Raw genomic sequence first — 12,500 nt, 5'->3', positions numbered from 1 at the left:
CAACTCCGATGTCCCTGGCCGAACCCGGAAGACCAATCCAAAGGTTTCCTTCGCGTCGGAAGATCTTTCCGGCGTTGTTGACGACCCAGGGCAGTCCCTGATTGTCGACAGCGATTCTTTCGGCCCCTCCATCGATGCCCTGCCATCCGTTCCCGGTCCAGTAATGGATTCCATGGCCCCCCGGCGTAGGATCTGTACCAATAACCCAAGCAGTGCCGTTAGCACCAACTCCGATGTCGCTGGCCGAACCCGGAAGACCAATCCAGCGTGGCCCTGTCGGTTCCGCATGGCGTACCGTCACCATCACTGCTTCAGAGGCGGTGCCACGTAAATCAAGCAGGAACAGCATGTATGGTCCTGGTGGTGCCACGCTTGCGGAGCCGGGCATGAGAAGCTGCAGCTTCGAATGACCTTGCCTTCTAAAATCCAAGGTGACATATCGCTGGTCCGAATTAATGCTGTGTGTAGCGGACGAACACCGGACTAGAGCCACACGTTCGATCTCCGCAGTAGATTCCACGGTTATCTCAACGTTCGTTGAGCCCAAACCGAGGGATTTTGAAGTTGCAGCGGTTATTCGTGGCCTGTCACCAGCTGCCATGTAATCAGGCCGATAGATTTCGATGCTTGAGTCCTCAACGGGGTTTGCTGGGTTCCAGTGCTCCGTGTTTCCTGCAACTGCAACGGCTCCCGAAGGCAGAAGTACTGCTGTGGAGTGATACATGCGACTGCGGTTGAGGTTGCCAGCCGGGGCCCAAGTCTCTGTCTCCGGGTTGAATAGTTCAGCTCCGAGTACAGGGTGATGCGAGTGATCTGCCACGCCGCCCCCGGCCCCTCCGGTGACGAGAACTTTACCGTTGGCCAAGAGTGTGGCATCACACATGAACCGGGCGTGTGACAAGCTGCCGCCTTTGGGAGACCGCCATGTGCTCTTGGTGGGATCGTTTGTATTGATCTCGAAGATTTCACATTCAGCAGACGCGAGGATTTTTTCGTGGGGCACTGGATAGAGCGACGTTTCCCCCGCCCCTCCGACGGTGAGAATGCGGACATCCTGAGGGGCATTGTGATGCAGCGGCAGGAGGACGCTTGTTCCTTGGTGGGGATAGCTTCGACGGCCGGCGAGAGCCATCTTCCAATGTGGGGAGAGCCAGGTCCGCGTTTCTATGTCCCACAGGCGGCACGCGTTACGGGAAAATACCCAGAGAAGTCCATTCTTGGCGGCCGCCGAAGGTACTACGTGCAAGAAGGGATACATATCCACAATATGGCCAGGGTTGAACTGGAAGGGTTTCCCGGCCTGGTTGTCCGCGATCGAGAATACTTCCGCCTTATCGTTGGGAACATTGGTGAAAGTCGGGAAGTAGCGGTTAGCGGCACCGCCAACAATCAACCCGTCGCCCTGGGGCAGTGCGACGCATGTGGGGTAGTACCTTGCCCAAGGCATGGGGCGATGTTTGGTCCAAGTTGCCGTGGCCGGATCAAAAGTATGTACATCATGATCGGCTCCCACGCCAGGCCCGGCCCAGTTCCAAGATTGTCCACCTCCAACCAAAAGGAGCCCATTGCTGAGCCAGCTGTGGCCAGCACAAAATATGTTCCTGTGGACATCACCCGAGGGGCCAAAAGTCCCCCGCTCCAGGTTCCACAACTGCCACTTGCAGGTTCCAACCTCATTTTCAGCTGCAGGATCATAGGAAAAGTAGAGGACGTCTCCTTTAGGTGTTACAGCGGCATGAGTGCCAGACATTTCCAGTTGTGCAGGTAATAACTCAAACGCTGACACCATGACTCCTTGGTTGAATTGGCTAATCCAATGAAGAATGATTCAAGACATTTTCTGAGCAAGATACTTCATCCTGCCGATTTGGGCTCTCCAGTCGGTCACGCGGCTCCCCGTTTTGGTCCCCGCGTTCCGCGGCCGATTCGTCAAGTTATCTCCTGCTGTCCAGAATCGGTTCAACCGGCCGGACTCACTCCCCACATCTGAATTCTTGGTGCAGCACGTTACTAAAGCGTTACCGCCTGCCTCAAGGCTTCACCCACGAGGAAACCCACACGAGTTTAGGGCCCTCGGCTTCGATGCCACTGTTGAGATGGTGCTTTATCCAGGTAGCGTTGACGGTTGCCGTACCAAGTGGTGGAAGCAAACAGAGGATGGTATGCACTTCCGCAGACGAAAAGCCGGAGGGGTCTTACGGGAGCTTTCTCCAACGTCGGAATCAACACTGCGTGTCATGAGCGTCAGTGCTCTTGGACGAGCGGATTGGGATGGTAGGCGGACCACGATCAGCCTACGGTACGAACGAATTCCGAAACCCAATCCCATGCGAACTCGTTATGTTCATGTCGTTCCAGGCCCATGTAGGTTCAACAGACTACCCCCGGGGCTCAGCCGGTATTGCGGCCGGGAATAACCTATGCCATAACTGGAAAGCGTCGGCAGAAATGCTCGCTGGCGAAGTCGCAAGAAGAGGGTAGGGGTCATCATGTCGCAGAGCCACTACGTAGTAAACGTGGACAGTGAACTCAAATTTACTGTCGTTGTAACGGAATCAGATGGCGTCCATTTGCAATTGAGCAGCGGCGCGTACGATGCCGTGCTTGAACCCGGAGACAGATTTGAACTTATCCTGCGGCCAGCAAAAATGGACGAAGACCCGTCTACACCAATGATCCTCGAGGAGAAACTTGAGGCCAACCGGGGCTTCCGATGGCCGACTTTGGGCGACAGAGGCCCCGATGATCCGCTTGTCGAATACATCCGCAAAGCTAAAGACAGAAACGACGAAGTTTGATGCCTGACGCTAAAGAGACGTCACAGAGTTCGTTCCCTGCAACTCGTTGGCAGGAGGCCGCTGAGCGTCTTCGTTCAACAGCGCGCGTCTTTGTCGTGTCCTTGGGGACGGTGGCGGTAACCGTTGTTGCCGGCTTGAGCCTTACGGGTTTAGGCACTTTGGACCCGGGGTCCCAAAGCTTCAAGTACGCAGTGGCCGGAGCCCTGCTCGCGACCCTGGGAGTTGTGGTGATGCTCGCACTTGCCATGCGGCTTGCCGCTGCGACCGCGGTGACGATGGGCGAGTTACTCATGTTGATCGGCGAACCTAACGGGAAGCCGGACAAGCTGAGACTGTGGTTTAAGCGGCACCTGTTCAGACCGGGGGTGTGGTCCGCAGTGAATGTTGTGGACAAGACATGCAATGGTGGCCTCGCTGGGTACCCCAACCTTGCGACATTCGCCAAAGCCGCTGAGGAGGCATATACAGACGAGGGCACTCTTAGGGAGGCAGCTGCCGCGGACCCAAACGATCCTGACGCAAACGCTCGGTTTGAAGAAGCTCATAATAAGGCCGAGTGGTACAAAGCGCGACTGCGCCCTCTAATCGGGGTGGCCAGTATTCAACGCCTGCGCTGGAATTTTGGGGCTACTGCAGCCGGGATGACACTAGCTGGGGCTGCTACTGCGATCGGGATAGTCATGTATGCAGCGGCACTGCAGCCGCGTGGGGTCCCGCCCTCGGCTGTTGCCGTGACGACCCACCAGAGCGTTCAAGTAAAGGTGCCCAAAAACGCTGCGGCTGCAGCCTTGTACAGGAGTGTGTTGGGTTGCAGCGAGAACGTAGACGCACTAGTGCTGGGGGTTAGTAACGCCAGCATCTCTGCAATCACTATTCCCAGGAATGAATGTAGGTCGGTGACATTGTCCGCGGCATGGGATGGGAGCGACTACATAGCAAACTTTGACCTCCTTGTGGAGACCCCTCAGCCACCTCCGACGCCTTGAATATCCGGGCAGTTGGACGTGACTATCCGCCATGGATCGACTCAGCTTGGGGGTCCGGTCTTTCAATGCCAAGCTCTCAGCACTGAGATGGGTGTTTGGAATCGAAGGGGACTTCCTCGACACCTGACGCCTCGCGCCTGCATCCAATACCCGCAAGGGGCCGAAGACGAGTCGCTTGCTTTCGCGACACTGTTCGAGAACTGGCCGGATTCGTCTCTAACTAGCAAGCACCCGGACAGGTGGCTGCGGATAGCAACGATCTGAGCCCTACTTGCTGCCGTGCGTGATCAGCGACTAGGTGGACTACCTTCGAAACCGGGGGCCCGAACTCCGATGCAGCCGCCCGAGTTTTCCACAAATGTCAAGACTTTCTACCGGCTTCCGGCCGCTGATGCTGGACTGGACCCATGCTCAGTTACGAAGACATCATCCGGCTCGGAGAGGAACGGGTCCAGGTCATCCAGGAGCACGAGGACGGCCGCTGATTCTGAGACCAGATCTGGCATTGAGCGGCACCTGCGAAGGCGATCATCAAAAGCTCCATTGCTCATAGTGAACGGTGCCGGCGCTCAGCGAGCGGACGGACCCAGCGCGACGCGGGCATTCTCAAATGATTCCTCGAATACCGCCACGCGGGCATCTTTCATGAGTCAACGCGATTGCTTGACAATGCGCCGGGCGGCGGAGGAATATGCGATCAAGGGCGCGGTCTAGCGACCCGCTCTCCGCGGGGTTGTTCGCAGATTGACGACTCTGAGGAGCGCAATGGGTTTGACAGCATCCGATGGAGGCCGTTTACGTGGACGAACTATTCCGCTACCAGCAGCTGCGGCAATCGGAAAAGCTCTCGGACGAGCAGAAGCGGATAATTGGACTGCCTCTCTACCCCGATGACACATACTCGCCGCTCGCCAACGACCTGATCGGCCTCAACAAAGGAAGCAACGACGACAAGTCAGTTGCCGATCGGCTAGAAGAATACGCTCGCGCTGCGCAAATAGTCCATGAAAAAGACGACCTGCAACCCGCAATACGCGCTATGTACGGCTGGTTGAATTTCAAATCCAAGCCAATTAAACCAACGGAATTTACGGACTTTGTCGCTACGCTGAATTCATTGGAACCCTTTGATCTCGCCAAAGAGTGGACGATCTATGCCGATAATTTGCTAGTAGCCATCTATCGAGGAAACGTCAGCATCAACTATTCCATCGATTACCAGCTTCTGATCCGAATTTGCTACTTGTTCAAACTCTGCACGGTCCCCGGAGATGGAGAGCTCCGGGTGAGGGAGGGCACAAGCGCGAACCTACTTGATGCGATCCTCGTAAGCCAAATCCTGCTCCCGCCGCTGGTGCTCCGATCGCGTTGCTCCGACTGCCGAAAGAAGGGCAAGGTGGTGCTCCCCCGCGTGCCGGAGTTTGATGAAAAGAGTTTCGCAAAGCCGTGCCAATGCAAATGCGACGAGTCCTGCCAGAAGCCTAGTGGGCACTGCATTTGCATCAATACGTACATTGCTGACCTCTTCATCATCAAAGAAAACCTCGCCCGATATGAAGAGGGCGACGTCGCCGCCATTGAGAACATCCTAGCGGGTGAAAATAAAGTACGACGTCATCGTAACCTCTTCCGGACTGAGGAAACGACCGAAACAGAAGAAGAGACCATTAGCTCCGAGGAGAGAGACCATCAAGTCGCCGAGAAATTCTCACTTCAGGAAGAGGTGAAGTCTACGATCGACTCGAAGACAGGGATCGATGCAGGAGTCACCGCGACGCTCAAATACGGTGAAGCGGTTACCATCACGCCCCATGCGAATGTGACGGCAGACTTCTCAAAGTCACAGTCGGAAAGCCTTGCACGCTCTTATGCCAAAGAGATCGTGGACCGGTCCGTCACGAAGATGCAGGAAAAGATTCGAAAGCTGCAGATCACCAAGATAATCAGCGAAGTTGAGGAAAGAAATAAGCATTCGATCGACAACACTCAGGCCGGAGCCGTCCATCGTGCGGGAATCTATTACTGGGTAAACAAGGTGACCCACGCCCAAGTCTTCAACTATGGCAAGCACATGATGTTCGACGCCATCCTGCCGGAGCCCGGAGCGATATTCAAGAGGCTGTATCAAGAGAAGATCCTGGGCGACAAGGAGAGGAACGCGCCGACAAAACCACCAGAGACACCATTAGCTATCACCCGCGCAAAATACGGTGACTTTCTGAACAAGTATGCCATCGCGAGTGCCGACGACCTCCAGCCTCCCGATCCCGAAACAGCGGTTCAGGTTGCGTTCAGTTTCAACGTAACCAAGCCCGATCCAGGCAAGAACACGGGCTTTTCCTCGCACGAATTCAAAACAGCGGACATCCCCGAGGGCTACAAGGCCGCGCGGATGAAGTTCGATGTCAGGGCTCATTCCGGGCACCCCCTGAGCACACGAAACGCGAGCATATTCGGCGGAGGAAGCGATAGTCGCGACGAAGTGGCACTATCAGTGCACATAGGCGATACAGTCCTGCTGGTTGATCAGTTGAACGAACACCAGGCAGCGGCGGACGGCGTTTCGCTGCCATTGGCAATGGCAACATGGGGAGGTTCCGGCAACGGGTCCATGAACGGCGAAGAAGGCACGATCACCGTGGCGCTGGCCGGCTTCAGCACATTGGCATTCTCAGTAAGCGGCACGGTCAGCATCATCTGCGAGCTGAAGAACGAGGCGTTCGAGAAATGGCAAGCTAAGATCTACAACTTAATTATGGCCGACTACAATCGTAAGTTGGACGAATACAATGCGAGCAATAACAAGAATGAAGAACTGATACAGATCAAGGGCCGCAACCCATTCCTGAATCGTGAGATCGAGAGAAACGAACTCAAACGCCATATTGTTGCAATGCTACTATGCAACTATTTCAATGGTATAGGCTCCATGATGGAGAAGGTCGCCCCTTGTGGATATCCCGAAATTGATTTTGCGAAGCTCGAACGGGACGCTCCAATCATTCAGTTCTTCGAACAGGTCTTTGAATGGAACTACTCAAGCTATCTTTTTTACCACAGCATGTGGGCGCGTAAGTGTAAGTGGACCAAGCTGATAGACGAGGACTGTGGTGACCCGCTTTTCGACAAATTCCTGACTGCTGGCGCAGCTCGAGTTCAGGTTCCCATTCGTACAGGGATGGAAGACTACTTCACCTGGTTCCTGAAGACGGGACAGATCTGGGGCGCGAGTGGGGTGCCACCCGTCTCCGGAGACGATGAATACGTGTCAATGATTCAGGAACTCAAGGAATCCAAGCAGGGCGACTATTCCGACCGTCCCGGGCTGATAGAGGCGAGCCAGAACAGCGATGTCTTGAAGCTCACGGAGAGCGGCTTCTATTGGGACTTTGTGAACGACCAGCTCAACACGCTCGCGGTCGCCAATGACCGAGACCGCGAGTTGCTCCTCAAGTTCGAGGTGTATCGGATCGTCAAGGTAGAACAGACTACGACGGGGGATCCGAATGCCTGGAACATCACGATCGACAGGCCGTACCCTGACCCGACCGCAAAGAACTTGAAGCACGCAGTCGGTGCTGTTTATGTGGGCGCGCCGTGGGAGGTAGTCATCCCGACCAAACTGGTCTACCTGCGTAACCCAAACGACAAACTACCCGTTTATCCCTTACCGTGACCGAGATGGGGGTAAGTCTAGGTCACCCACGGACAGGCCGACCCTGCCCGCGCCCCCTTGAGAACGAGCACACTCCTGCGCATGTCGAGGTTCGAAGCGATCGTCGTGGACGCATGACTCAAGCCAGCCGACCATGACCGACCAGGACTACCGCGACCTTCAAAGCCCGCAGGGAGGCTACGGCGGCATCCAGCAGCCAGGCGCGTTGTACGTCAGGAAAGGCGGCACAGGCGGTAAAGCAGGTGCAAAATCCAATAAACCCAAGTTGAAGACACCTAAGAATGGTGAGGTGACTATACTGGCAGACTTTGTGTGGAAGCCGCCAATTAGTGGCGCAAAAGAGATCCAATTGCTCGTGGCGGGCCAATGGCATCCGGGGTTTGCTGATTATGCTGAAATAACAGATGTAAAAACTAAGGAGTCCCCGGGAAACATGATAGCCCTACTGGGTGCAATCACCGAGTACAAGCAACAATCAATAAAGCGATTGAATTTCTTTACTCACGCCAATTTATCTGTGGTGGGCATCCGCGGTTTCATCAATCCCGAAAATGTGTACTTCGATGAATCCGTTGATGCAGCGGATGTTGACGGTCTTACTCGGGCGAGTTTGAATTTCACCTATAAGAACCAGAACTTTACACTGGATGATGTAAGGAGTCGGTTTACCGAGGACGCGATTTTTGTGTTGTATGGTTGCGATACCGCATTCGCTCCGACAGTACTTTTGACGGCCTGGAAAGATCTGTTCCAGGTGACAACTATAGGGTTCAAAACCGAAATGATGTTTTGCCCGCCCCGCCAAACCATCGGTGGTAGGGAGTTCAAGCGCAAGGGAGAGAAGATTGGCATCTGGAAGCCAAATTTTACCTGCGACGTGAACTCGACAAGGAACTGGCGTTCATTGATTGATGATCCCAGCGCGGTAAAAGTTTCAAAATGAGAGTTGCCAATTGCTAACTGCTGGCCTCGAATACGTTACGGGCATATTCCTGGAGTCGACCGTAACCTAGCGGTCACAGGAAGAATACTCCTACTCGAATCAGGCAACATCACCCGGTGGTCCCGAAGCCCCGCGCCGGGTGTCTATCGCTTGTTACCACTAGGCGAAAAAACCGGTTCCTGGAATGAGGTTCATGCCGCCGTCCGGAACGCGAGGCGGAATCGGCCGGCGCTAGCCATGACTTGCACAAATTTCTCAGCGCCGCACTGCCTCGCCACGTTCGAAAATGATGCCTCTTTTTCCCTTGGCCTCCGCATAGAGATTGACGCTCCGCGTCATGACTGTCCGGACAACGCGTCGCTTGTCCGGAAGCACCAGTGCATCCCAGGTGCCGCGCACCGAATCTCCCCTTATCAGCTGGAGTACAAAGGGGGCCATCTCGGTTAGCGTCTCGAGCCGCTCTGCGCGGTTTTGTTTTCGGTTCGATTCGGGCTCCTGATCCTCAGCAGATCGAACCGGAGATTTTTGAGCTGCCTCGTCCCGCACCTTTTCGAGATGCTCCTGGTACTTCGCAAGCTCGGCCAAAAGAGCCTGGCGCTGGTCGTCGGTACCCTTTCCACGAGGATAGCGGAAATTGCTGATTGCACGAGCAAGGATTCCAAGAATGGCTTCTCCTCGGCCTCTGCGCTGATGCGCCCGCTTGAATTTGCATGAAAGCATGCGAGATCTACGGCGTCAAACAACTGGCGGGACGCCCAGGCAGCATGCTGCGGATCGTTCGCGGAGTGGTGCGAGCTCCTCCAGGAGTAGCGAACCCGCCCCCCAGGCTGCATGAGCACGGACCAAGAATCATTTGGTCTAGCGGGATCGATCCTTCGGGCTTCGGAGTATGTCGGCGCACACGTCGTTGAGCCGGGCCGCAAGGACAACGAAGGTACCCAAGCACCCCTGGCGGAGCTGCAGGACCTGTTGCGTGGACCGTCAAAATTCAGGGCAACGGCGTACTTTCCGGCTAAATTACCAACGTTGTTAGGTGCGTTGGCTAATTCACCTCTGAGCTGGGCAAATACCACCAAATCGGCCCCAAATAACCCATGTGGACCTATGCACATTACTGACCGGTGAAAGATGAAACAGGGGGTGGGTCTCCTCGTAGCAGCGTTTCCGCAGGTCAAAGGCATTTTCATGCTGTCCAACGGTGGAACTGGCACAACCAAAAGCTCATCTTTCCGGTTGTTAGCGGACGGCGACAGGTCCCTGCGGGAGCCCATCTGATACGAGATCGACTAACTAACGTTGAAACGGGATATGGGTCGCAATAAGCCCAGCACGGACCCCAAGTGCTTCTTGTCATGAACTGGTTTCGCAGCAGACCGTGTAGCCCAGCTGAATCTTCCAAACGCCGTCCAGTCCTGGATGCCGCCCGCCGTACTGTTCACGAACGGCTCGCTGGGAATCAGTTGAACTGGATGCTCCCGGGAGTCCAATCGGCAACCTTCGCCGTTGTGACCGTGTCGTCTGTCCCGGGCACGAGTCGGAATGTGTCTCCGGGAAGCAGTGTTGCGGGATCGACGCCCGATTCAAGCTGAACCGAGTGGGTAGTACTGGCAAGGGGATGATCGATCGTGTAGGTCCGGTTCCCCAACGGGAAGACGGGTGTCTCCACCTGCACCATGGTGCCACGACCGGCGATAGCGTCGATGACTACGGTCCTAATGAATGCCGCCTCGGTATCGTCCTCGGGAACCTGGAACTTGAGTTCCGTCCACCTCCAGCAATGAGGATCGCCCCCATAGATAGTTGCAAGGAGCGAGAGGTGTCGGAACTGACCGTCGGTGATCTCAGCGATCGAAGGCATGACAAGTGCAGGAGCCGTATGTGCCTGAAGCAGGGTCAGATGACGGGCGACGGGAAGATAGAGGGCCTCCAGCGCAGAGGGGAGGACAGCGCCATGCGCTCCGAGAAGTGCATTCCCCGCGTCAGTCTCCACTGAGACGACATCGCTCTCGCAAATGCCAAGCAGCTCCTCGAGCTCATCACAGACCGACTCCGGGTTACGCCCCTCGACGTTTCCCATCTGGACCTTCGCCTCTGCGCTCTCCCCCTGCTTGAAACGCAGCTCGAAGGTGAGCGACCGCTCCGGAGTATCGAGAACCAGGCGTAGCCAGCCTGTTTGTGAACCGACCGTCTGCGAGGTGACTACCAAGGGCTTGCGGAACCGGCGCTGGCCGTTACTCTCAGTGCACCGCAGGTAGATAAAGGGACGGTCGACACCGCTGCCTTCGACGATGGAGAAGGTCGACTCCACCGGTTCCTCATGAGCGAATGGCCCGCCCGTAGTTGTTGTCCTGACCCGTACGTCCTGGAACGGCGTACCCCACTCCTCCCATTCCCGTACTGCATCGTGCTCGGGCGTCCCGGGCTTCACCAGGAATTCGACGTCCATGCTGATCGGGTCAATCTCCGCGGCGTCAGGCGTGCGAGGCACGACGGACTCGTATTTCCAGCGGGAATCTCCCAAATAGGTCATCCGGTGAAAAACCGCCGGGTCACCATCGAGCGGCAGCGGGATTTCCTTACTGTTGGCCCCAGTTCGGGTGCCGTGCTCGATCCGGTAGTTGTCGTGGATTGTGTCGCGGAGGGCATCGAGGGCATCCTGCCGGGTCTCTATGGCATCAAGCATCTTTAGCGATTCGCCTCTTTCGACTGGCGAGGAAGCGAGCATGGCCTTTTGGCTAATGAACTGCTCCAAGACCCCTTCGCCGTAGGTAAAGCGCTGCATGGTTTCGGGAAAGCGGTCGGCCAAACCGGCAATGAAGGCATCACCGTCCCACTGGCAGGGAAATCCCGAGTCTGCAGTGAGCTCGTCGAACTCCGTGACGCGTTCCTCGGTAGGTGTCCACGGTGTGACCAAGTGATAGCGGACGATTCGCTTTTCGCCGGGGGTGACGTGTTCCTCAAGGAATCGGTTCCAGGATTTCTTGACCTGGCGGAACTGATTACTGGAGATCGAGGTCGTGAATCCTTTGATCTGCCAAATCTCGATTCCGCCGGCCATTGAGCGGAGGATGTCGATCCCGCCATCGCCCTGTGATGGATTTATCTGCCGTGCATCGTCGTGTTCGCGGCGCAGGAGTGTTGCAATGAGGGACTCGATAGAGTCACCGCTTCGCTGCTGAATCAGGGGCCAGTCGTAGGTGGGCATGATCCAAGACTACGAATCGACTCGGACATCTGGCGATCCGGGCCTGGGTTCCCGGCACGCCTTGGGGCCACGCGTTTGTGAGACGACCCACGCAAGCGTTTAGCCTTCCATTTGGACGTCCTAGACATGATGCCGGCGAGCTACGCTCCGTACACTTACACGGTGAATGGTGACTATTCTTGGGTAGATTTCGTCTCTCTCGCGATCTCTGTGGCTTCGCTCGGCGTCACACTAGCCCTATTTCACATAGGCCGTCAGTTGTCCTTCCGCCAGCAACGTGAACGAGTCCGTGAACTGGAAAGCAAGGCGTGGGACGTCTTGAAGCCGATCCGCACTGAAGGGTTGAACAGCAAAATCATCATAATGAATGCGGCGCTGTACGAACGCGGGTATGACGGCAGCAACAAGGTGACCTGGCGCGGCGGGATGTTTTCAAGCGCGGAACTCATCGAGATCGTTCACATCGGAGTGGAAGTCATTCTGTCCGGAAGAGAAAGCTACTACGACGACCGAGGACACCGCACTCTTACGAGAACAGATCGTCCCGCCCCAAACGTGGCCCAAATTGGTCATATCCCATGGAAATGGATTGAAGACATCGCGCCAGAGGGGGACGAGTATGACGGCTCCGCGATCTTCTTCGTGCGCCACTTAGCACCTGGCCGACGGCCCTACGACTACATCACCTACCGCGAAGGGAAGCCCGAGCCGTTCGGTCTGAATGAACGCGATTACTACCATCCCGTCTCCGAACTTGGTTTGACCAAACCTCGGATCCGCGACTGGTTAGGGTTCTACGCATCATTGCGACAGCTCAAAAGGATCCAACGGCTGAGCAGGCAATTCTCACGATCTACAGAATAACGAAAATCTTCAGGCCGTCGTTGTGCGC

Annotated in this window: 8 protein-coding genes; 5 read left to right on the top strand and 3 right to left on the bottom strand. The window is 55.9% G+C overall.

The window, feature by feature from the left end; translation table 11 throughout:
* Nucleotides 1-1,789, bottom strand: a 1,789-nt coding sequence (locus tag ARTSIC4J27_RS22510; RefSeq protein WP_152683849.1) for a galactose oxidase-like domain-containing protein, incomplete at its 3' end; no start/stop codon positions are given.
* A 700-nt stretch (nucleotides 1,790-2,489) separates the two neighbouring features.
* Here ARTSIC4J27_RS22510 and ARTSIC4J27_RS10665 point away from each other — a divergent pair.
* The 4 genes from ARTSIC4J27_RS10665 to ARTSIC4J27_RS22505 all read left to right on the top strand — a co-directional run bounded on the left by ARTSIC4J27_RS10665 (nucleotide 2,490) and on the right by ARTSIC4J27_RS22505 (nucleotide 8,403).
* A complete protein-coding gene (locus ARTSIC4J27_RS10665; protein WP_050055162.1) occupies nucleotides 2,490-2,798 on the top strand; it encodes a hypothetical protein in 309 nt (102 codons plus the stop codon).
* A gap of 227 nt (nucleotides 2,799-3,025) precedes the next feature.
* Nucleotides 3,026-3,784 (top strand): hypothetical protein, encoded by a 759-nt coding sequence (locus ARTSIC4J27_RS10660; protein ID WP_161799569.1) that lies wholly within the window; start codon nucleotides 3,026-3,028, stop codon nucleotides 3,782-3,784.
* Nucleotides 3,785-4,583: 799 nt separating this feature from the next.
* Complete coding sequence (locus ARTSIC4J27_RS10655; RefSeq protein WP_152683847.1) at nucleotides 4,584-7,460, top strand: hypothetical protein; 2,877 nt, start codon at nucleotides 4,584-4,586, stop codon at nucleotides 7,458-7,460.
* A 133-nt stretch (nucleotides 7,461-7,593) separates the two neighbouring features.
* Nucleotides 7,594-8,403 carry a hypothetical protein gene (locus ARTSIC4J27_RS22505; RefSeq protein WP_152683846.1) on the top strand — a complete coding sequence of 270 codons (810 nt, stop codon included), beginning with the start codon at nucleotides 7,594-7,596 and terminating at the stop codon, nucleotides 8,401-8,403.
* 255 nt (nucleotides 8,404-8,658) lie between these two features.
* On the opposite strand, the gene ARTSIC4J27_RS10645 is transcribed toward ARTSIC4J27_RS22505, so the two are convergent.
* Nucleotides 8,659-9,123, bottom strand: coding sequence for a hypothetical protein (locus tag ARTSIC4J27_RS10645; RefSeq protein WP_152683845.1), 465 nt, complete (start codon nucleotides 9,121-9,123; stop codon nucleotides 8,659-8,661).
* Between the two features lie 736 nt (nucleotides 9,124-9,859).
* Entirely contained in the window at nucleotides 9,860-11,608 is a 1,749-nt protein-coding gene (locus ARTSIC4J27_RS10640; RefSeq protein ID WP_050055157.1) for a hypothetical protein, read from the bottom strand.
* 162 nt (nucleotides 11,609-11,770) lie between these two features.
* Between ARTSIC4J27_RS10640 and ARTSIC4J27_RS10635 the strand changes: the two genes are divergently transcribed.
* The gene (locus tag ARTSIC4J27_RS10635) at nucleotides 11,771-12,472 is read left to right on the top strand and encodes a hypothetical protein (RefSeq protein WP_152683844.1); all 702 of its coding nucleotides are present in this window, start codon (nucleotides 11,771-11,773) and stop codon (nucleotides 12,470-12,472) included.
* The last annotated feature ends 28 nt before the right edge of the window (nucleotides 12,473-12,500 follow it).

It is taken from the genome of Pseudarthrobacter siccitolerans, assembly GCF_001046895.1.
Taxonomy (GTDB): Bacteria; Actinomycetota; Actinomycetes; order Actinomycetales; family Micrococcaceae; genus Arthrobacter; species Arthrobacter siccitolerans.
This window is presented reverse-complemented; position numbering and strand designations above follow the sequence as displayed.